This window comes from Paenibacillus phyllosphaerae, from assembly GCF_014192105.1.
GTDB lineage: Bacteria > Bacillota > Bacilli > Paenibacillales > Paenibacillaceae > Paenibacillus_Z > Paenibacillus_Z phyllosphaerae.
The window spans coordinates 51603-74939 of record NZ_JACHXK010000007.1; the positions used below are offsets into that span (position 1 = coordinate 51603).

General features: G+C 56.0%; 13 protein-coding genes. 11 read left to right on the forward strand and 2 right to left on the reverse strand.

Features of this window, described 5'->3' with window-relative positions; all coding sequences use genetic code 11:
* Positions 1-352: 352 nt before the first annotated feature.
* The 9 genes from FHS18_RS16640 (at position 353) to FHS18_RS16680 (ending at position 16781) form a co-directional block, all read left to right on the forward strand.
* Positions 353-6937, forward strand: coding sequence for a family 43 glycosylhydrolase (locus tag FHS18_RS16640; protein ID WP_183601223.1), 6585 nt, complete (start codon positions 353-355; stop codon positions 6935-6937).
* Positions 6938-7114: 177 nt separating this feature from the next.
* Positions 7115-7555, forward strand: coding sequence for a cell wall hydrolase (locus FHS18_RS16645; RefSeq protein WP_183601224.1), 441 nt, complete (start codon positions 7115-7117; stop codon positions 7553-7555).
* A 547-nt stretch (positions 7556-8102) separates the two neighbouring features.
* Positions 8103-8390, forward strand: coding sequence for a septation regulator SpoVG (gene spoVG / locus FHS18_RS16650; RefSeq protein ID WP_183601225.1), 288 nt, complete (start codon positions 8103-8105; stop codon positions 8388-8390).
* Positions 8391-8636: 246 nt separating this feature from the next.
* The gene (locus FHS18_RS16655; RefSeq protein WP_183601226.1) at positions 8637-9506 is read left to right on the forward strand and encodes an AraC family transcriptional regulator; all 870 of its coding nucleotides are present in this window, start codon (positions 8637-8639) and stop codon (positions 9504-9506) included.
* A 107-nt stretch (positions 9507-9613) separates the two neighbouring features.
* Positions 9614-11221 carry an extracellular solute-binding protein gene (locus tag FHS18_RS16660; protein ID WP_183601227.1) on the forward strand — a complete coding sequence of 536 codons (1608 nt, stop codon included), beginning with the start codon at positions 9614-9616 and terminating at the stop codon, positions 11219-11221.
* A gap of 52 nt (positions 11222-11273) precedes the next feature.
* Positions 11274-12236, forward strand: a complete 963-nt coding sequence (locus tag FHS18_RS16665) for an ABC transporter permease (RefSeq protein ID WP_183601228.1) — start codon at positions 11274-11276, stop codon at positions 12234-12236.
* Between the two features lie 13 nt (positions 12237-12249).
* Positions 12250-13143: a carbohydrate ABC transporter permease gene (locus tag FHS18_RS16670; protein ID WP_183601229.1), complete on the forward strand. Its 894-nt coding sequence runs from the start codon at positions 12250-12252 to the stop codon at positions 13141-13143.
* 19 nt (positions 13144-13162) lie between these two features.
* Positions 13163-15190 carry an alpha-L-arabinofuranosidase C-terminal domain-containing protein gene (locus tag FHS18_RS16675; RefSeq protein ID WP_183601230.1) on the forward strand — a complete coding sequence of 676 codons (2028 nt, stop codon included), beginning with the start codon at positions 13163-13165 and terminating at the stop codon, positions 15188-15190.
* A gap of 82 nt (positions 15191-15272) precedes the next feature.
* A complete protein-coding gene (locus FHS18_RS16680; RefSeq protein ID WP_183601231.1) occupies positions 15273-16781 on the forward strand; it encodes a sulfatase family protein in 1509 nt (502 codons plus the stop codon).
* A 131-nt stretch (positions 16782-16912) separates the two neighbouring features.
* Here FHS18_RS16680 and FHS18_RS16685 read toward each other — a convergent pair whose 3' ends face one another.
* A complete protein-coding gene (locus tag FHS18_RS16685) occupies positions 16913-18196 on the reverse strand; it encodes an agmatine deiminase family protein (RefSeq protein ID WP_183601232.1) in 1284 nt (427 codons plus the stop codon).
* 306 nt (positions 18197-18502) lie between these two features.
* Here FHS18_RS16685 and FHS18_RS16690 point away from each other — a divergent pair, with 306 nt between their 5' ends.
* Both FHS18_RS16690 and FHS18_RS16695 read left to right on the forward strand, forming a co-directional pair.
* A complete protein-coding gene (locus FHS18_RS16690) occupies positions 18503-19186 on the forward strand; it encodes a response regulator transcription factor (protein WP_183601233.1) in 684 nt (227 codons plus the stop codon).
* Positions 19183-20955: a sensor histidine kinase gene (locus tag FHS18_RS16695; RefSeq protein WP_183601234.1), complete on the forward strand. Its 1773-nt coding sequence runs from the start codon at positions 19183-19185 to the stop codon at positions 20953-20955. Before FHS18_RS16690 ends, FHS18_RS16695 begins: the two co-directional genes overlap by 4 nt.
* A gap of 72 nt (positions 20956-21027) precedes the next feature.
* Here FHS18_RS16695 and FHS18_RS16700 read toward each other — a convergent pair whose 3' ends face one another.
* Entirely contained in the window at positions 21028-23187 is a 2160-nt protein-coding gene (locus tag FHS18_RS16700; protein WP_246427709.1) for an amidase, read from the reverse strand.
* Positions 23188-23337 lie beyond the last annotated feature (150 nt).

Here is a 23337-nt window from a genome sequence, read left to right on the forward strand (position 1 = left end):
GCTCCTTTTACATAAATTGGACTACGTATAATTATACGGGCAGAAAAAGGAAATTGTTGCTAGTTAAACCTTAAATTCCAAACAAGGTGAGGGCGTTCAGTTCGCGCTTCCTTAAAAAATTACAACAAATGAATACGAGAGTTTATTCAAATCTTCCTGTAAGCGCTTTAACATAAATGATACATCTTGTTTCGTTGCGTACGTCGATCTAACCCGGGGGAGGGGATTACTAACAAGCCAAGGCAAGGGCAGTATATCAGGCGGCTTCGCTACGGGCGCGATTCGCTGCCTGTTCGGCAAAGCCATTCAATCTTTCCAAATGATCGGTGCGAAAGGCAGGTTAATACGACGAATGAAACGATCCTTAATGAGTATACTCGCAACGTCGCTGCTGGCGAGCAGTCTGTCGGGTGCGGTCGGCCCCCCTTCGGTTGCCAGTGCGGACAGCGTCAATCCCGCGCTGCTGGCTGCGGCTGCCAAGCTGACGATTCCGAACGCCGAGGATGTGCGGGGGAACATTACGCTCCCCGGTCAGCTCGACGTCGATGGGCAGCAGGTTACGATAACATGGGATTCCTCGAATGAGACGGTCATTACCGATACGCCGACGGGGGCAAGCGGCCAGATTCCAGCCGGCGTCGTCACGCGCCAATCGGCAGACCAGTTCATCGATCTAACGGCAACATTGGCCTTGGGCGGAGAGACCGTGTCCAAAATAATCCCGCTGACCGTAACCAAAGCCGCGAAGCAGGAGGCATACGCCGGATACATGTACACGTATTTCCGCGCGAACTTGTACGGCAGCGGAGAGAGCCAGCAGATTCATCTGGCCACGAGCCAAGACGGACTCTTCTGGGATGAGATGAACAAGAATGAGCCGATCCTGACATCGACGCTCGGCACGAAGGGCGTTCGCGATTCGTTCATCGTCCGCGCTCCGGAGGGCGACCGGTTCTATCTAATCGCCACCGACCTGGATGCCAATGGCGGCCAGTGGGGCGATTACGCGACCAAGGGAAGCAAGTCGATCATGGTGTGGGAATCGGACGATCTGCTGAATTGGTCGGACCAGCGAATGATCGAGATCGCCCCTAACAATGCGGGCAATATGTGGGCGCCCGAGACGATCTATGACAAGGCGACCGGCGAGTACATCGTCTACTTCGCGTCCAATGTCGGCGACGGCCACCGCATCTATTACGTGAAGACTCGCGACTTCTGGACGTTCACGGAGCCGGCGATCTACAAGGATAAGACGTCATCGGCGACCTATATCGATACGAATATGATCGAGCATAGCGGCAGCTACTACCGGTTTACGAAGAATGAGAACGATCTAACCGTGCTGCTGGAGAAAAGCAATGCGGCGCTCGGCGAGTTCTCGCTCGTTCGCAATAAGATCGCGAATGAAGGCGGCGTCGAAGGCCCAGCCTCGTTCAAGCTGAATGGCCAGGACAAATGGGTGTTGCTGCTCGACGGTTATGCGAGCACGAACTCGGGCGTCGGCTTCTTCCCGCTGATCGCAGACAGTGAATCGGATCTGGCCGCCGGCAACTTCCGCCGTCTCGCGGCAGGAGAGTTCCGGATGCCTACCGGCGCCAAGCACGGCGGCATCATTCCGGTCACGAAGACTGAGTACGATGCGATCCAGGCCAAGTGGGGCCAACACCTTGTCAAGCCTGTAACGCCGGATACGAGCGAAACGTTGGTACCGGATGTGCAGTACAAATTTGACGAGACCGTGCAGGGAACGACCGTACTGAACTCGGGCAAGTCGGGTGCCGCGAGCAACGGCACGCTGGTGAACGGCGCGGCCTACCGCACCGATGCCCAGAAGGGCAATGTCTTGTATCTGGCGGGCGGCAACGGCAATACGAACAGCCCGTATTTGGCCTTCCCGAAAGGCTATTTTGACGGCAAAGATAACGTCACGATCTTCATGGACATGAAATCGGAGATGGATAATCAGTTCTTTTTCACGCTGGGGATCGGCCAGGATCAGGTGAAGTATTATTTCCTGCGCACGCGCGCTTCCCAGATCTACTCCGCCTTGACGATCCAGACGTATTCCAAGGAACAGTCGATAACGTCAGCGCTCAGCGCTTCCTTGAAGAACACATGGACGAATATCGCGGTCGTTCTGGAGCGTAACGCGGACGGCATCCATAGCACGATGAAGGTGTATAAGGATGGCGTGCTGCTCAGCCAGCTGACCAATCTGGTAGCGAATCTGTCTACGCTCGGCGAGAATCTGAATGCTTACTTGGGCAAATCGTTCTATGCTGCCGATCCCTACTTCAAAGGGTCATTCGACAACGTGCGGGTCTACAACCGCGCGCTGACCGATGCGCAGGTGGGCCAGGTATACAATCAGTCGAGCTATGAGCAGCCGGGCGACCGGGAAGTGGTCGACAGCGTAATCGGCGGCTTGACGATCCCGAACGCCGGCGACGTGCGCGGCAATGTGACCTTGCCGGCCGCAGCCGAAGGGGCGAGCATCACATGGTCCACGAATCGCCCGGATGTGATTCAAGTCAATCCGGTCGTGGTCGCCGATTACGACGACATGCCAGGCGGGATCGTGACGAGGCAGAATGCGGATGTGCAGCTGAACTTAACCGCTACCGTGACCTACGGTACGGCAACCGGCACGAAAGTCATTCCGCTCACCGTAAAAGCTAAAGCGGCTCAGGAAGCCTACCAAAACTATCTGTTCACCCACTTTACGGGCGAGAGCGCAACAGGCGAACAGATCTATCTCGCGACGAGCCAGGACGGCTTGCGCTGGCAGGATCTGAATCAAGGCGATCCCGTGCTGACGTCCACCTTGGGCGAACAAGGGGTGCGCGATCCGTATCTCATTCGCTCGCCTGAAGGCGATAAGTTCTATCTGATCGCAACGGACCTGCGCATCGCCAGCGGCAAAGGCTGGGGAGCGGCGCAGACGGCGGGCAGCAAGTCGCTCATCATCTGGGAGTCGGACGATCTGATCAATTGGTCGGCACCGAGAATGGCGGAAGTTGCCGTTCCGACGGCCGGCTACGCATGGGCGCCAGAAGCGATCTACGATGAGAAAACCGGCGAGTACGTCGTGTTCTGGGCATCCAGCGTACAAGAGAGCGGGACGTTCCAACCGCCGAATATCTATTACTCGAAGACGAGGGATTTCTACACGTTCACGGAGCCGAAGGTCTACATTGATCGCCCCGGCACGCAGGGCATTATCGATACGACGATGATCGAGTCTGGCGGCCAATTCTATCGCTACTCCGGCGATGGCCAGATTACGATCGAGACGAGCGATCAGATTCTTGGCGACTGGACGACAGTCGGGAATCTGCAGCCGATCGGCCTGACCGGCTCCGATGTCGAAGGTCCGCTCATCTATAAGTTCAACGACCGCAACGAGTGGAGTCTGATGGTCGATCAATATGCGACCGGACGCGGCTACCTGCCTCTGATCGCAAGCGACCTGGCGAGCGGCAGCTTCACGAAGCTGACGACGGCAGATTACAACTTGGATGCGAATCGCAAACGGCATGGCTCCGTGCTTCCGATCACGCAGCGCGAGTATGACGCCATCATGGCCAAATGGTCGGTGCCGGAACTAGAGGAGGAACCGCAACAGCAGCCTGTGCTGCAATACAAGTTTGACGAAACAAGCACGGACGGCGCCATTCAAGACAGCTCCGGCAATAACCGCAGCGGCGCGCTTAGCGGCAACGCCAAATACGTGCACGATGCGGAGAAGAATTCGAACGTCCTCTATCTCGACGGTACGTCGAACACGTTCGCCAGCTTTCCGACCGGCTTCTTCGATCGCCGCAATACGGTGACGATCTCGATGGACATCAAGCCGGAGACGGTATCGGGCAACTTCTTCACCTTCGCGATCGGCAAGGACAATCAGAAGTACATGTTCCTGCGGACGCGGGATACCGAGATTCGCAACGCCATTACGCAGAACTCCTATTCCAACGAGCAGGAAGCCAAGGCGACGACGCCATCGATCAAGAGCAAGTGGATGAACGTCTCGATCGTCTTAACGCCGACCAGCATGACGCTGTACAAGGACGGCGTACAGTTCGCGAAGAACGAGAATACCTCGGTCACGATGACGGACCTGGGCAGCGAGTTGATCGCTTACCTCGGCCAATCGTTCTACTCCGGCGATCTGTTCTTCAAGGGGTACTTCGACAACGTGAAAGTGTATAACCGCGCGCTATCCGCAACCGAGATTGCGTCTGAATTGAACGCCGTGCCGGTTCAAGGCATCACGCTCAGTCCAGCCACGGAGGCGCTTGCGATTGGCGAGTCTCAGACGCTGACGGCGACGGTTACGCCGAGCAACGCAACGAACAAAACCGTCTCCTTCGTATCCAGCAGCGCTGCGGTAAATCTGTCGAGCCCAGTGTTCGATGCGTCGACAGGCACGACAACGGTTACGGCAACCGGCGTATCTGGCGGGGAGGCCGTCATCACGGCCAAGACCGCGGACGGCAGCTTGACCGCGACGAGCACGCTTGCGGTAAGCGGAGAAGCGGCGTCGAACCTGTTGCTCTGGTACAAATTCGATGAGACGAGCGGAACGACGGCAGCGGACTCTTCCGGTTATCATTTCGACGGGACGTATGAGAACACGCCAGCCTTCAGTACGGGCGTGAACGGCGGTTCCTTCAAGATGTCGGGCGGATCTTCGAGTTCCAATGCGCCATATGTCACGATTCCGAATGGCATTCTGAAGGATAAGTCCAGCATCACGGTCGCAACCTTCGTCAAGTGGGACGGCGGCACGGCGTTCCAATGGCTCTATGCGCTGGGCATCGACAGCAACAAATATGCGTTCCTGACGCCTTCGACAGGCGGATCGCAGCTGAATGCCGCGATTACGAACGTCACTAGCGCATCCACCGGCCAAGGCTATACGGCCGAGCAAGGTTTCGGCAGATCCACTCCGCTGGAGACAGGCGTGTGGAAGCACGTTGCAGCCGTTATCGACTCGGATGCCAAGACAGCCATTCTGTACGTGGATGGCATCGAAGCAGGGCGGAACGAGAACGTGACGATCAAGCCAGCCGACCTGTACGATGCGACGAAAAACTATTCCGGCTACATCGGCAAATCCTTCTATTCGCCGGATCCGTATTTTGCAGGCGAGGTAGACGACTTCCGCATCTACGACGAGGCGTTAAGCCCAGCTGAGATTCTCGCGCTGTCAGGCAACACGGCAGCGATCGTAAACGCTGAGGTGGGCGAACAGAAGACCACGCCGCTTATCGACGGGTCCAACCATCGCGTGACCTTCCTGCTGCAGCCGGGCAGCGATGTGACGAAGCTCGCGCCGACGTTCACGTTGCCGGAAGGCGCTTCGATCAGTCCGGCTTCGGGCAGCGTGCAAGACTTCACGAATCCGGTCACGTATACGGTGACGGGCGCAGACGACAAGGTTCAGTCGTGGACCGTGGCGGCGCGGCTCTTGAACACGCCGATCCTGCCGGGCTTGTATGCAGATCCGAACGTGGCCGTATTCGGGAACAAGTTCTACCTGTACCAGACGACCGACGGCTTCCCGGGCTGGTCCGGCACGCAATTCAAAGTATTTTCCTCGGACGATCTGGTCCATTGGAAGGATCACGGCTTGATCTTCGACGTGCCGAACGACACGACATGGGCCGAGGGCAAAGCGTGGGCGCCGGCAATCGAGCAGAAGAACGGCAAGTATTACTTCTACTTCAGCGCTGACAGTCAGATCGGGGTTGCGGTATCCGACTCGCCGACGGGCCCGTTCGTCGACGCGCTTGGCAAACCGCTCGTGACCACTGGCCAATACGGCAGCGGACAGATCATCGATCCGGCCGTATTCACCGACGAGGACGGCCAATCGTACCTGTATTTCGGCCAAGGCAGAGCCTATGTCGGCAAGCTGAACGAAGACATGATCTCCCTGAGCGAGGTCAAAGACATTACCCCGCCTGGTTATAACGAAGGTTCCTTCGTCTTCAAGCGCGACGGCAAATATTACTTCATGTGGTCGGAGAACGACACCCGCGACGAGAATTACCGGGTTGCGTATGCCATCGGTGACACCCCGATGGGTCCGTTCACGAAGCAGACGGTCGTGCTGCAGAAAGATCTGTCGCTCGGCATCAGAGGGACGGGGCACCATTCCGTCGTGAAGGTACCGGGTACAGACGAGTATTACATCGTCTATCACCGGTTCGCAATTCCGGATGGCGACGGCACGCATCGCGAAGTGACGATCGACCGAATGGAGTTTAACGCCGACGGCACCATCAAACCGGTCGTGCCGACGCTGGAGGGAATCGAACCCGTTACGATTCCAGGCCAAGTTAAGCCGGCAAGCCTGCAAGGGCCTGCGAAGGCAGCGCCAGGCGAGACGTTCGGCGTCTCTTATGCGCTCCAGACGACTTCGGACGTCTATGCCCAGGACGTCACCGTTTCCTATGATCCGGAGCAACTGGAGTTCGTCTCCGCGGAATCGGTGAACGATGATTGGGAGATTGCCGCTCAGTCGGCTGATACGCCAGGGAAGGTAAGGCTGATCGCGGCCAATGTTGGCGGCAGTACGACAACCGCGGGCAATCTGTTCAAGCTGACCTGGAAGGTGAAAGCGACGGAGGCTACTATCAGCACGTTGGTGCTCGCCAATGTCGTTCTTGCGGATAACCAAGGCGCAGAAACGGTCGTGCAAGGCAACAGCTACAGCGTGCAGATTACAGCGAATGAGCAGCCGACCGGCGATCTGAACGGCGATACGAGATACTCCGTCGGCGACTTGGCCATGGTCGCGTCTTATTATGGCAAGACCTCGGCCGATCCGCAGTGGAATGCGCTGTACGGCAAGGCGGATCAGAACGGCGATGGCAAGATCGACATCGTCGATATCGTGGCCGTGGCGAGATTGATTCTGCAGTAAGCCAAGCGTGTATTTGAGCGAAGCGATCCTCAATGCCGCAGTCCTAATCTCGCGATTGTGAACGCATACCAATGAGCTAAGGAGCTGTCCCTTCAATGAAGGGGCAGCTTTATTTTCGTAACACATGCGCCCGGCCTACAATATGATGATGCTAGACGAATATGTAGAGGTGAACCTATGGCAGTCGTAAAAGCTAGGAGCGGGGATATCGATATGCTGGCAAGGTTGCTGCGAGCCGAAGCTGTAGGCGAAGGCGAGAAGGGCATGCTTCTTGTCGGGAATGTCGGGATTAACCGCATACGAGCCAACTGTTCCGATTTCAAGGGACTTCGCTCCATTCCGGAAATGATCAACCAGCCGCATGCGTTCGAAGCGCTGCAGCATGGGATGTATTACCAAGGGGCTAGAGATAGAGAACGCCGGCTTGCACAGCGGGTCGTAAATGGGGAACGGTATTGGCCGGGCAAATACTCCCTGTGGTATTTCCGTCCGGGAACGGCCGAGAACCCGCTGCCATGTCCTCAGGAATGGTATAACCAGCCGCACGTAGGGCGCTTCAAGCTGCACTGTTTCTATGAACCGACAGCAGAAGAATGCGCATCCGTATATAGGCTGTAGTCATCGGCGAGGAACGTGAGCGGGTTGTTGGACAGCAAGAGCAGCAGGCCATCGGCCTGCTGCTCTCTTCATGAGAAGGACGGATTAAGGCTTCGGCTTCCGATTCTCGGCCACAGCCGCGTGGGCGGGGCGGCGATCCTCTACACATTGGAGTCCCGAGGTGAGGGGTAGCGGTATGGAACGGCGGCGGAGAGCCCAACCGGCCGCTCCAGCACCCGGACCGTCAGCTATCGCTGAAGGAGCAGGCGATTCTGGACGAACTGAACAATCACGCCGACTAATATCGTATCAGCCATCAATTCGGCAAGCTCTCCATTCCGGTGCTGTTCGTGCAGGGCGATCAGGACAACGAGCCAAGAAAGACATCTGCTTCCGTCAAGAATGACGGACTCGGATGTCTTTCTTGCGTTCTACTCAGTGCGACGATGACTGACGCTTCGGGCTGTTTGAATGCGGCTTAGAATTTTTTTCATTAAGTAGAGGAATTTCGATAGATTCATGGTAAGATATATAAATTAAATCCAATAGGAAAGGTTGGTATAATGTTATGCAAATCACGGATGTCAGGCTGCGCCGGGTCAACGGCGAAGGACGAATGAGAGCGATCGCTTCAATCACGATCGATGGTGAATTCGTGGTGCACGAGCTCCGCGTCATCGAAGGCGACCAAGGATTCTTCATCGCGATGCCGAGCAAGAAAATGACGGATGGCCAATTCCGGGATATTGCGCATCCCATATCGCAATCCACCCGCTTGAAGATCGAAGCGGCGGTGCTGGCGGAATATGAGCGTGCCGGAATCGAAGAACGCGAGGAAGAGCACGGGATCGCTTAATAACCAGCAAGAATTGGATAAATCTTTCTCTCACCCATAACCGTTGGTTATGGGTGCCTTGTTTTTGTTATCGGTGCGGACGAAAACGGCGACCAAGCGCCGGCGAAGAAAACTATGGAACACCGGCGATCTGTGTACTAGAATAAGTACAACAAAGCTAACTCTTCCTACTTCTGAGTGTCGACTAGAAAACTAGAGACATAGCAGTTCTATTCTGCTATGTCTCTTTGTCATGGGGTGAACGATATGAAGGATTACGGCCATGAATATGCGGACATCATCTTCTATACGCCGAATGAGCTGGAGAAACTGGGCGGGCTCTGGCCGCTGCGAACGGGACATAACGTGGGCAAGCCCAATTACAGCGTAGGGCCGAGAGTGATCGAATGTTTCTCCTTTCATTTTGTGCTTAGCGGCGCCGTCACGTTGGCTACAGCGGGCGAGACCGTTACGCTGACGAAGGATAGCATGTTCTGTCTTTATCCCGACGTGAAGCATAGCTACTGGGTGAACGACTATGATTCGGAATCGCCATTACGCTTGCACTGGCTCGCTTTCACGGGGCCGCAGGCGGAACTGCTCGTCAGAAGGCTTGGCCTTACGGAGCAGCAACCGTATTTGCGCAACAAGCTGACCGCCGAGCTGTCCCAGCTGCTCAAGAGCTGCATGAACGTGATGGGGAATTGGCAGAAGGATGGGGATCTGCAGTTGCAAATGATGCTGTACCGAGTGTTCGAATTGTTGGCGCGCCCGATGGAAGCCGTGTCGGAAGAGAAGGACTGGCTCGATGCCTGCCTGCAGCATATGGCCACGCATTACGCGGAAGGGATTACCGTCGAGGATATTGCGCGGTTCACCGGCATGCACCGCTCTCACTTCTCTAGCAAATTCAAGCATCGCATGGGGATGAGCCCGAGAGAATACTTAATCAAGCTAAGGATGGATCGAGCAGGAGAAATGCTGCAGAACCGGACGTTATCCGTCACGGAAATCTCGCTGTCGCTCGGATACACGGACCTGTATACCTTCTCGAGGGCGTTCGGCACCTATCATGGCATGTCGCCTTCCAGCTATCGGAACCGCTTGCTCTCCGCTAACAAAATGCTAAACGAATGACAACGAAATGTTATTTCTAATTGGGTCTTGTTACATTATGCTAAATATAGCTGTAAAACCTACTATATTAATTAGAAAACTATGAATTCGAGGAGGCTGCAAGAATCATGCGTCATAAACGGGGGAAATTGACAATTAGCACGATGATGGCCATCAGTCTGGCGATTGCAGGATGCAGCAATGCGGACGAAGGGACTAACGCCGCCGCGAATAATGAGGCTGCGTCAGAAGGAGAGAATGCCAAGGCAACGGTCAGCACAAGCGGTTTCCCGATCGTGCAAGAGCCGATCTCCTTCACGATGTTCGCCCGGATCGCGCCGGTGAATGGCCCATTCAAGGATATGCCGGTCTTCCAAGATTATGAGAAATTGAGCAACATCAAGGCCGAATTCACCGAGGTGCCGACGGACGGCTTCCAGGAGAAGAAGAATCTGCTGTTCGCCTCCAATGAACTGCCGGATGTTCTCTTCCGCGCCGGCCTGACGCCACTGGAGACGATTCGTTACGGCACGGCCGGCCAGTTGCTGCCGCTGGAGAACCTGATCGGCGAATATGCGCCGAATTTCAAGCAGCTGATGGATGCATATCCGGAGATCCGCTCGGCCATCACGACGCCGGAAGGCCATATCTATGCGCTTCCTACGATCGTTACCCTAGGCGCTGCGCGGACCGATAAGAAGTGGATCAATCAAGCGTGGCTGAAGAAGCTGAATCTGCAGGAGCCGCAGACGACCGAGGATCTGTATAACGTGCTGGTCGCCTTCCGGGATAAGGATCCGAACGGCAACGGCAAGCCGGATGAAATTCCGATGACCGCCCGCGCGAGCAGCGGCCCGGGTCTGGGTCTGCCGGTGGTCAACATGATGAGCGGATCGTTCGGCTTGGATAATCAGCTCGGCTACAATATCAATCTGGCGGACGGCAAGGTCGAGATCTGGATGGGCAACGACCGCAACAAGGAGCTGCTGCAGTATCTGAACAAGCTCTATAGCGAGAAGCTGCTCGATCCTGAGGTTTTCTCGCAAAAAGAAGCCGAGTACCTCGCCAAGCAAGGGTCCGGCAATACGGGTTTCTTCTTCGATCAGACGAACAATCCGTTCCTCCCGATCGCCGACCAATATACGGGGATCGCGCCGCTTGAAGGCCCGCACGGCGATCGTCTGCAAAGCCAAGGCGCGCCGGTGCCGCGGGATTTCGGATCCTTCGCCATCGCCTCGGTCAATGAACATCCGGAGGCCGCGCTGCGTTGGGTGGACTATTTCTACGGCGAGGAAGGCTCGACCTTGCTCCGCTTCGGAAGAGAAGGCGAGCATTACGAGCTGAAGGACGGCATTCCTTACTATACGGAACAATTCCTGCAATCGGGCAATCAAGCCAAGATTACGCCGTATGCCGGAGGCGGAGCGCCTCACCTGATCAGCGATAAGGTCGCATCCTTCATTAACCCGCCGCAGGTTCAGGAAGCGCAGAAGAAGCTGGATCCGTATATGCCGGAGATTCGTTACGCCGCTCCGATGTTCGACGAAGAGACCGCGCGGAAGGTCGACGTGCTGCGCAACGATATCGATAAGTATTACGAAGAGCAAAGCACCAAATTCATTGCCGGAGCCATCGGCTTCGAGAAGTGGGATGAATTCCAGGCAACGCTGAAGAAGATGGGATTGGAAGATTTGCAGCAGATCTATCAAACCGCTTACGACGCGATGGAGAAATAAGAATTGATGGCGTCATACTAATATTCCGATGGACGAGGGAAGGAGCAAGCTCATGAAGACGGCGCAGGCCAATCCTACACGAATCGCGGAGCGCAATAGCTCAAGACCCGGCATCCGGCTGCTGAAGCAAATGGCCAAACGTTACGATTTATATCTCATGCTCCTTCTGCCGGTCGTCTGGTATTTGATTTTTCACTACGGCCCGTTGTACGGACTGCAGATCGCATTCAAAAATTTCAATCCGGCGAAGGGGATCGTAGGCAGCAGTTGGGCGGGATTCGAGCATTTCGAGCGATTCTTCAATTCGTATTACTTCGGCAGGCTCCTATGGAACACGATGTCCATCAATCTGTTCTCGCTGCTGATCGCATTCCCGATCCCGATTCTTCTGGCCCTGATCATTAACGAAATTCCGAGCAAAGCCTTCGGCAAATGGCTGCAGAACATTACGTATCTGCCGCACTTTATATCGATCGTCGTCATCGTCGGCATGCTGAAGTTGTTCCTTTCGCCCAAAGGCGGTCCCATCAACGGCTTGATCGAGGCTTTCGGCGGCGAACCCATCCGGTTTCTGGAAGAGGCCGGATGGTTCAAGACGATCTTTATCGGGTCCAACATCTGGCAGAACATGGGCTGGCAGTCAATCATCTATATCGCTGCGCTGAGCGGCGTCAACCCGCAGCTGTACGAAGCGGCGAAGATGGACGGGGCTTCCCGGCTCCGGCGGATCTGGCACGTCTCGCTGCCCGGTATCGTCCCGGTCATCGTCATCCTGCTCATCCTCGATATCGGCCACTTCATGAATATCGGGTTCGAGAAGGTGCTGCTCATGCAAAATAATCTAAATCTCGAGTCGAGCGACGTGATCTCCACCTTCGTATATACGACAGGCATTCTCAAAGGGGAGTACAGCTATACGGCCGCGATCGGCTTGTTCAACTCAATCATTAATCTCGCGCTCTTGCTGCTAGTGAACCGCATTGCGCGCAAGACGTCGGAGACGAGCTTATGGTAAAGGAGGTGCGCACATGTTCAGACGAGCAGGAATAGACGGCGGAAAGGACGAACGGCTGTTCAATGCGGCCGTGTACGCGGTTGCGGCGTTAATTATCGCGATCGTGCTGTATCCGCTGCTGTTCGTGGTCAGCGCTTCGATAAGCGATCCGGCGAAGGTGCTGAGCGGGGAAGTGTGGCTGCTGCCTAAAGGCGTTACCTTGGAAGCCTATACGAGCATTCTCCATAACGACAAAATATGGATCGGTTACCGCAATACGATTATCTACGCGGTCGTGGGCACGGCCATTAACATGGTCATGACGATCTTGGCGGCCTATCCGCTGTCAAGACCGGATCTCCCCGGACGCAACGTCATCATGATCTTCATTACGCTCACGCTGTTCTTCAGCGGGGGATTGATTCCGACTTATTTGCTCGTGAAGGACTTAGGGATGGTGGATACGATGTGGGCGCTCATCGTACCTGGCGCGATCTCGACCTACAATCTGATCGTTATGCGGACGTACTTCCAATCCAGCATCCCCTGGGAGCTGCAAGAGGCCGCCCGCATAGACGGATGCTCGAACCTGCGGCTGCTGCTTAACATTATCCTGCCGCTATCGAAGCCAATTCTGGCGGTAATGGTCCTATTCTACGCGGTGGGCCATTGGAATTCATTCTTCAGCGCCCTCATCTACATCCGGGACGAAGCGCGTTATCCGCTGCAACTCGTGCTGCGCGAAATCTTAATGATCAGCCAATCGGATGCGGTGGACGGCAATGTCGGGCTAGAGGATAAAATCCTTCTGGCCGAGAGCATCAAATACGCGGTTATCATCGTCTCCAGCCTGCCGGTATGGATCATGTATCCGTTCGTGCAGCGGCATTTCGTCAAAGGCGTGATGATCGGATCAATCAAAGGCTAAAACGGAAGGAAGGGTTTCATTGACATCGAACGCTAGCATTACCATCAACTGCCGCGACAGAAGCGAGCATGTAATCAACCCTTATTTGTTCGGGCATTTCGTGGAGGATATTCGGGATCATATGGAAGCGATGCTCGCCTATCCCTTGAAAGATATGGATTTCGAGAGCGAGTCCGCAGCGGGAACGGCAGTATCGGGCAGCTGGAGCGCCTACACGAACGGGCGCAACACCGACTATGCGCTCGAGTCGCCGGCGACGCGCCATTCGGGCCGGGCCCAGCGCATTCGGCTGCGCAGCGACGACGAAGCCTATGCGGGACTTGCGCAGCGGGCCGCGCTGAAAGGACCGATGACGTATGCGGTCAGGCTGGTGGCTCGGGCTTCCATCGAACTTAAGTACCTGCTGGTCGAAGCGGTCGACCGGCGCACGGAAGAACGGCTCGGGCTGGTCCGCGTCGAGCTATCCGGCCATAACTGGAAGGAATATGAAGCAACGCTGTCGGTCGACCGCGCATGCTCCGACGCCGAGATTCGGCTCTATGTGCCGGCCGATCACCCGAGATGGATCGATCACGTTTCGACCGGCATGCTCTGGCTCGACCACGTCTCCTTACTGCCGCAAGATGCGATCGGCCTGGTAAAGTGCGAGGTCGTCGAGATGACCCGAGCGCTGAACGCAGGCATGATGAGGCTCGGCGGCAACTACATCAGCGCCTATCACTGGGAGCATGGCGTCGGTCCGGTCATGGAGCGTCCAATCATGTTCAACGAGGCGTGGGGAGGATGGGCGTGCAAATATTTCGGCACGGACGAATATATCCGATTCTGCCGGGAGCTCGATGTGGAACCGCTCATCTGCGTGAATGACGGATCCGGAACGCCGGAGGAAGCGGCGCAATGGGTCGAGTATTGCAACGGCAGCACCGATACGCCGATGGGAGCATGGCGGGCGGCGAACGGCCATCCGGAACCGTATAACGTCCGGTATTGGGAGATCGGCAACGAAGTGTGGGGCCCATGGCAGGTAGGTACCTGTCCGGCCGATCAGTTCGCGCACCGTTATGTCTCTTTTGCCGAGGCGATGAGGGCGGCTGATCCTTCTATCCTTCTGTTGGCTTGCGGGCATACCGACCAAGAGTGGAACAAGGCGGTGCTGGACATTGCCGGCGAGCAGATCGATTATTTGACCTTGCATCTGTACCACGGCTACGGAAGGTTCGGCATGAACCGGGATACGGACGCGGAGGAGCGCTATAAGGCTATCGCCGCGTACTCCGAATGGACGCGCCATGATATTCAGCGGACGGTGGAACAGATCCGTTCGAACGACAAGCACCGCCATGTGAAATTGGCGATTACGGAATACAATACGATGTATTATCCGAACACGATCCGCAAAGGGCTGCCGGAAGAGCACACGCTAGGCGCCGCGGTCGCCAACGCCGCTAACTTGAACGAGATGCTGCGCAACAGCGATATCGTGCAGATCGGCAGCTTCTCCGATCTCGTGAACGGCTGGCTCGGCGGGTGTATTCGGGTAGGCGACCATTATGCCGATCAATATTGCGGCCGAGCTCCCGGATGGAGCGGTTATCCGCTTACGGTCTACGGTACGCCTACGTATGAAGTCTTGAAGTTATACGCGAGCCGGGACATCCGGCGGATTCTCCCCGTCGACGCCGTGTGCGGCACCTTCTCGGTCGCTTCCGTGAAGCCTGCGCCATTCGAGTTGGAAGCCCTTCCGGATCTGGATATCACGGCTTGCACGAATGAGGACGGGAGTATAGTTACGGTATTCATCGTGAACCGCAGCTTGCAGGAGGTAACCGCCAAGCTGAGCTTATCGGGCTTCGATCTGCCTGACGAGACGATTCTGCACGAGATTACGGGGAATTCGATCGATGACATCAATTCCGTCTTCGAGCCGGAACGGATCGTCAGCAAAGAGCGAGTGGTTCGGGCAGAGGCGTGGGAGCAAGGTTACCCACTTAGGCCAGCGTCGGTGTATGCGCTCGAATGGAAGGCGAAGCACGGATCCAATAGCTGAGAATCCCTTTAACCAAAATTAGACCCAATCATTTGGGATAAGTACGACCATTCGCGTATGGAGACTTCAGGGAGGTTCAGCTATGGATAGACCCAATATATTATTGATTACAAGCGATCAGCAGCATTGGAATACGATCGGCGCCTTCAACCCGGAGATCCGGACGCCTAATCTGGACCGTCTGGTCGGGGAAGGGACGACATTCAGCCGGGCTTATTGCCCGAGCCCCGTCTGCACGCCTAGCCGATCATCGATCATCACGGGCATGTATCCGAGCCAGCACGGCGCATGGACGCTAGGCACGAAGCTGCTGGAAGACCGGCATACGATTGGAGAGGACCTCCAGGCGAGCGGCTATCAGACGGCGCTGATCGGCAAAGCCCATTTTCAGCCGCTAAAAGGAACGGACGAATATCCTTCGCTGGAATCGTACCCGATTCTGCAGGATCTGGACTACTGGCGCACCAATAACGGGCCCTTCTACGGGTTCAATCATGTGGAGCTCGCGCGCAACCATACGAACGAAGCGCACGTCGGACAGCATTACGCCCTCTGGATGGAAGAGAAGGGCTGCGCGAATTGGCGCGATTACTTCCTGGCTCCGACGGGCACGATGGATCCTTCCATTGCGCATACTTGGGCGATTCCCGAAATGTATCATTACGACAACTGGATCGCGGAACGCACCAATGCATTGCTCGAGCAGTACAAGGAGCAGCAGCAGCCGTTCTTCTTGTGGTCGAGCTTCTTCGACCCGCATCCGGATTACCTGGTTCCCGAGCCGTGGGATAAAATGTATGATCCGAACTCGCTCACGATCCCGACGCTTACGGAGGGAGAGCATGACCGCAATCCGCCGCATTTCGGCTTGACGCAGGAGCAGAATCCGAACTTTGACTACCTCCGGGAGACCGGACACGGCATTCACGGGTATCAATCCCATCTCGTGCCCGAGGAAGAAGGCAAGCAGCTTGTCGCTACCTACTACGGTATGATCAGCCTGATGGACAAATATATCGGGAAGATCCTCGACAAGCTGGATGAGCTGGGACTCGCGGATAACACGATCGTCGTCTTTACGACCGACCACGGGCATTTCTTCGGACAGCACGGGCTCCAGTACAAAGGCGGCTTTCATTACGAGGATCTGATCCGTCTGCCTTTCCTCGTGCGTTATCCCGGGAAGGTGCCGGCAGGCGTGACTAGTCCGGCGATTCAGTCGCTCGTCGATCTGGCTCCGACCTTCTTGTCGCTCTGCGGAATTCAAGCTCCGGCGGCCATGACCGGCGTCGATCAGAGCGAGGTGTGGCGGGGTCAGCGTTCGTCGGCGCGCGACCATGCGCTGTGCGAATTCCGCCATGAACCGACGACGATCCACCAGAAGACGTATGTTGACGCCCGCTATAAACTGACGGTCTACTACCGCCAAACGTACGGCGAGCTATTCGACCTACAAGAGGATCCCGGCGAGCTGCGCAATCTGTGGGACGATCCCGAATCCGCAAGTTTGAAGTCCGAGCTGCTGCTGAAATATGCATGGGCCGAGCTTGGCAAGGAATCGATGCCGATGCCTCGCATCTGGCATGCGTAATCGCGATATAGACATGAGAACAAACCGATCCCGGTACATAGACCGGAGATCGGTTTGTTCGTGTTATCGGCTTGGCGCATCGGAGGAGCTTGGCCTTGGTCATACGGCTGAATCCAAGTATGCGTTGCCTATTAGTACGCCGGCATTTGCTGCGTAATGCAATGGATGCCGCCGCCCCAGAAGTTGACGGCAAGCGGGTCGATTTGCACGATTTTGTAACCCGGGAAATTGTTCTGCATCAGTTTCTTGAATTGATCGTCGAGGTTCTTCACGTGCTGAGGCAGCCCTTCGCGCCAATACTTCGGAATCAGCACGACCTGATTGGAGATCAGGAAGTTCATGTAGCTCACGGCCGGAACCTGGTAGACGGTCTCGCCGGCTTTAATCCCGAATTGCTCATAGTAGTCATCGTTGCCCGGAACCGTGCTTTTCTCCCAGAACAACGCCAGATCGGGGTTCTCGACCTGGATGACGGTGAACGGTTTGCCGTTCGCGTCCGTCGCGTTGCGCAGCGTCTCGGCCGCTTCCTCATAGACGCTGTAATCGGCCTTGCCGAGCGGATGCCCGTTCAGCGACGACTTCGGATAGGAGGCGACCAGGACCGTGTTCGGGTTAATGAAGCGGGCGACTTCATCGATATGGCCATTGGCCCCGCCGCCGAAGTAGTTGTCGATCAGCGGCTTGTTGTCCGGCGAACGACGGTCTTGGAGGGGGCTGCGTTCCAGCCAAACAATCTTCTTCTGTCCGTACATCCGCAAATATTCCGCTTCGATCTGCGCCAGCGTCTTGCCCGGATTACGCTGCAAGGCGGTATCCTTGAATGTGAGCAGTACGCCTTCCCCGTTGACCTCCAAGCCCCCGCCTTCGGCCACATAACCGGAAGAGATCGTCTTCATGCCCAGTTTCTTCGCCATCACCTTGTCGACGCCGCCGCGGGACAGCGAGTAGGCGGCTCTCGTCGTATCGACCCCGTAGTTGTTCCAGTTGAAATCCGCGATCAGCGGTTTACCGTCGGTCGTCTTCAAGAAGAGCGGCCCCGGATCGCGGATGAAAATATTCGCCCCTTCATAGATATGGAATTGCACCTTGGATGCATCGACGCTGTATGCTTTCATCCAGGACAGCGCTTCTTGTTTGGCTGCCTCGTCCTTGACGACAAGATCGACGCGAACATTCTTATGCAGCGCCGCGATAATCTGGATCGATACCTTATTCGGCTCCTTCATGCCGGACCAGGCGAGCCACACCGATTTTTGTTTTTCCCATTCGGCGGGGTAGGTGTACCCGTAATCGGAGCGCTCCGATATGGCCATCGGCTTGTAATCGGCCAACGTGCCTTGCGCTTGAAGCCCGTTCGGGATGCATAAGGTGGTGAGCAGCGTCGCTGCCAGCATGGTTTTAGTTATCTTTTTCATCGTAGACCCTCCAGATTATGATGTACCACTTGTCGTGATAGGTCTTAGTATAAAAAAGCGTTGTGGAATTTTTGTGTCATGTAATTTGACGCATTTTCGATAAAAACCATCGAAAATGAATTACATCTTGTCTATTTCGCGATCGATGTAATAGAATGTTACATAAATTGGCTCTTTGGTTTGCGTTCACGGTCGTGAGACCGGGAATGCAGCATGGAGCGATCACGAGCTCTTTTGTTTGCGTTCACGGTCGCTAGACCGGGAATGCAGCATGGAGCAAACGGTTAGCTAACGGGGGCAACGGGGATGAGGCATCGAACTTTATTGGTCGTTGAAGACGAAGCTAGATTACGGCAAGTTATCGCGGATTATTTCAAGCAGGCCATGTGGCAGGTTGTCGAAGCGGATAACGGGCGGGAAGCGATAGAACGGCTGGAGGAGCATGCGATCGACCTGGTCGTGACCGATATTCTGATGCCGGTCATGGACGGATGGGAGCTGTGCAGGACCATTCGCCGGGAGTCGGCCGTGCCGATTATCGTACTGACCTGCAAGGCGGAGGACGAAGACAAGCTGCGGGGCTATGAGATCGGATCGGACGATTACATCGGCAAGCCGTTCAGCCCCAAGGTGCTGGTGGCCAAGGCCAATAATCTGATGGACCGGATGGAAGGCGTGATCGCTGCGGGAGAGTCCGTCATCCATGGCACGCAGCTGTCGATCAACCGCCTGGCGCACGAAGTGAAAGTGAACGGGAGGATGGTTACGCTCGGCCCGAAGGAATTCGATATTTTGTTGTACCTCGTGAAGAACCGGGGGATCGTGCTGAGCCGCGAGCAGATCTTGAATCAAATCTGGGGCTATCAATTCGACGGCGATATTCGGGTGGTCGATACCCAGATCAAACGGCTGCGGGCCAAGATCGGCGGTGAGGCGGAGCTGATTCAGACCATACCGCGATACGGCTACAAATTCGAGGCCAGGGCATGAAGGTCAAGAGCGTCGTCGTCAAACTATTCCTGCTCACTTCCTCCGTGTTCATCGTCTTGTTCTTGCTCATGTCGGTCGGACAGCTGCTGTTCTTCGAAGATTTCTATAAACATCAGCAATTCAAGGCGCTCAAGGAGAATACGCGCGAATTCGCAGCGCAGTATCAGATGAAAAAAGGGGATACCGAGATGGTCGATGCAATCTCGGCATTCCTGAACGAGAACAAGGCGCAGCTCGTGGTTGTCGACCGCGACGGAAACTATCTCTTCGACAATCCCTTCAAGATCGTCATCGCTTTGGCCGACGGGACCCGGATTACGATTCCGTTGTACGTCTATCGCCACCACGATCAGCTCATGACCGCCGGACTGAAGACCGGAGATACGATCTCCGTCACCGGATTGTTCCAGTATGAAGGGAACAAGGAGATTTTCTACTCCACGCAAATCAAGAAGAACGATGGAGCGGTCATCTCGAGAAAGACGGAGCACTCGCTGACGAGCATGCAGGTGCTCACCGGCCGGATCGTTCACTTCGTCCTGCCTCGGGCCGACCAGTGGAATATTCGGGAAGGCATCTTGAACTTCGCGGTCACCGGCAATTTCCCGCTCGCCGACGCCGAGCTGCAAACGCTGGAAGCCGGGAATAGGGTCACGAAGGAATGGGTGGAGCCATGGAGCAATGCCGAGAATCTGATTCTGCTGCATCCGATTATGGAAGGCCGCACCTTGTCGAGCATCGTCATGGTCGTGTCCTCCGTGGCGGAACTTCAGACAACTTATGCTTCCTTGAAAATCTATTACCTTTACTTCGGTATCGGAGGGATTCTCCTCATTCTCCTGCTGTCGGTGTTCTACTCGCGCGTCGTGGCAAAGCCGCTCCTGACCATCAACGATATGGCCATCCGGCTGGAGGGAATGGACTTCACCGCGGTCCAACCGCTGAAACGGCAGGATGAGTTCGGCCTTCTGTCCCGGAATCTATCCAGTCTAGCCGTCAAACTCGATGCCGCCCTTACCCGGCTGCGAGAGATGAACAGCCGACTGGTATCGGATATCGAACGCAAGGAAGAGCTCGAGCGGATCCAACGGGCTTTCATTTCCGATATCTCCCATGAGCTAAAGACGCCGTTATCGATTATTCGCAGCTACGCGGAAGGGTTGCGGGACGGGGTAGCCGAGGAACGGCGGGATGTTTACACGGATACGATTATCGATGAATGCGAGCGGATGGAGACCCTGATCCTGAACATGCTGCTGCTCATGCGCCACGATTCGCAGATGACCCTGTTCCAGCCCGAGCCGATCGCGCTAACAGATCTGCTGGAGCGAACTTGCAGGCTGATGAATGCACAGCTAACGGGGAAACAGCACCGGTGCACAATCCATGCCAAGCCTGACATCTCGGTCGTCGCCGATCCGGCGCTCATGGAACGCGTCATGCTGAACTTGTTGAGCAATGCGATTCGCCATGCCGATCCGGGAAGCGAGATTGCCATCCAAGTCGATGAGCATACGCCTCAAGGGGTACGCGTTAACGTGGCGAATCAGGGTGCTCGAATACCGGACGAGCATATCCAACGGGTGTGGGACCGATTCTATCAAGCGGCGGCAAGCAGAAGTCGGAACGTCACCGGTTCGGGGCTGGGGCTCGCCATCGTGATGCAGATTGTCCGGGATCACGGGCAGACCTGCGGCGTCTATAATACGGAGAATGGCGTCGTGTTCTGGTTCACGTTGGAGCGATACGGGGAACAGCTACAGCTATAGCGGTAGAGAAGGGACCTGGCGGTTTGCCAGGTCCCTATATTGCGTCTGCCATTGGCGACTGGCCGACTTCAGTTAGGGCGTCAAATCGACCGTAGTCATCTCTGCCGACGTATTGCCATGGATGTCTTTGGCCAGCACGAGCACTTGGAGGTTATCCGCTCGGAAAGCGCCGTTCGATCGGTACTTCGCGGTCGATAGGCTGGAGGTCCAATTCGCCGAGGTGCTCTGCGCATGCACGCGAATGCCGTTCACGTACACGCGCAGTTGGGCAACGCCGCTCTGATCGCTAACCGACCCGTTTAACTCGAGCTTATCGTCCTTCATCGCGGCGCTGATCGTCAGTTTCGGGACATCCTTCTCCTTGCGCTTGGAAGGCGCGATCGTCGTCTGCAGGTTATAGGTGATTACTTCATCGGCAAGCGGCGGCGTACGCGTCGCGATCGGACGATTCTTGGTCGCTTGTTCGTAGGCGTAGGCATACCTCAGCAGATCGTTGTCCGAGTAGGCAGCACCGGCCATAGTCAAGTTAACGGGCATGCCGGTATCCTTCATCGCGCCCATGCTCACCGATACGCTCGGAATGCCATATTGCCGCAGCAGGTAGTTCGTATTCGAGAAGTAGTTGCCATTCTCCCACGCTTCATCGTAGGAAGCTTCGTTCACGTCGGCATCGGCCTTGCCGATATTGGAGTTGGCCGGGAAGGCAATGAAATCAAGGCCTTCTTGTTTCATCCAGTCTTCAAAATCGACCTTGCGGACCTTCTCAAGGCCTTGCAGCGCTTCGTCGAACTGCGGAATTTGGTCATATGGGGTTACGCCTTTCTTGACGGTATCGATCAAGGCGTCGTAACGGCCAAGATCGCGTCCGCGCTTCTCGTCGACCGATCCCAGCGGATTCGGGAAGACGGCTGCCGGATCGACGTTCGCCCAGGACGGGAAGTTCGAATCGCCGACGCTCTTGAGGAATTGTTCGGCAGCGAAAGGATTCAGCATGCCGAATTCCTTCTCAATCCAGTTCTCGGGCATGAGTCCGCGTTCTTCCGGCGTCTGGGAGGTGACGCGATCTTGATCGGTATTGGCCTGAAGCGGGAAGTCCACTTCTACGACTTCGGCGCCGAGCGCGATCAGATCCTTCGCGGCTTCTTCCCACAGCGCCAGGATAGACGTCCGGATCTTGATCGGTTCCGTGCCGCCGTAGTCTTTGCCGATGTAAAGTTTCGGAACGCCGATCCGTTTGCCTTTCAACGACTGCGTATCCTTGAGCTCCGAATAGGAGGCCGGACGGACGCTGTCGACGGACGGCAGCTTGACGGCTGTCTGATCCCGCCAGAAATCGCCTTCCGTAATCTTGTCCTCGACCACGATGACATCCAGCAGGCGAAGCATGTCCTCGACGGTTCTCGTATGCGGCACCACGACATCGCGGACCGGGAAGAGCGGCCAATTGCCGCGAATCGAGATCAGCCCGCGGGAAGGCGTATAGGCAATCAGGCCGTTGTTGGACGCAGGCGAACGGCCGGAGGATACCGTTTCTTCTCCCATGCCGAAAGCCGCGAAGTTGGCTGCCGTCGAGACGCCAGAACCGTTCGAGGAACCGGAGAACCAAGCCGCTGCCAAATAATCCTTGTTGTACGGACTCTCCGCGCGACCGTACACGCCTCGCTGCATGCCGCCCGCTGCCATCGGAGGCATATTGGTCTTGCCGATCAGCACGCCGCCGGATTCGCGAATCTTCTCGACCGTGTAGGCGTCGTCCTTGGCCGTCAAATTCTTGAACGCCGGCGATCCGGAAGCGACCGTCAGTCCTTTGACCTTGTAGCTGTCTTTGACCGTATACGGAATGCCTTGCAGCGGGCCGCTCAGAATGCCTTTGGCCCTTAGTTCGTCAGCCTTGGCGGCTTCTGCCAGGGCGTCAGGGTTCAGCACCGGAATCGAGTTGAGCTTGATGCCGTTGGCGTCATACGCGTACACCCGGTTCAAGTACATCGCGGTCAGCTCGACGCTCGACAGTGCGCCGGACTTCATCGCCTCTTGCATCTGCGCGATCGTAGCTTCTTGCAGTTGGAAGGTTACGAGCGCCGGAGCGACGCTCGGTTTATTCGCGCCGGGCGACGTATTCGCCGCGTATCCAATCGAACCTCCGGCAAGTGCCAGTACCATACCAGCGGCGATCCATCTCGGATAGCGGACGCCGTTTCCTTTTCTCATGGTCTCTTCTTGTCGCGTTGGCAACCCCAATCACTCCTTAGCGGTTATGTGAACTGCTCTTGGATGATTATAAAGGGGGCTTATGGAATTTTTGTGGCATTTTACCTGACATAGCGAAGCGGGAGCATTGTGAAAAAGACAACGAGCAAGGCACCCCAAACGGGAGACCTTGCT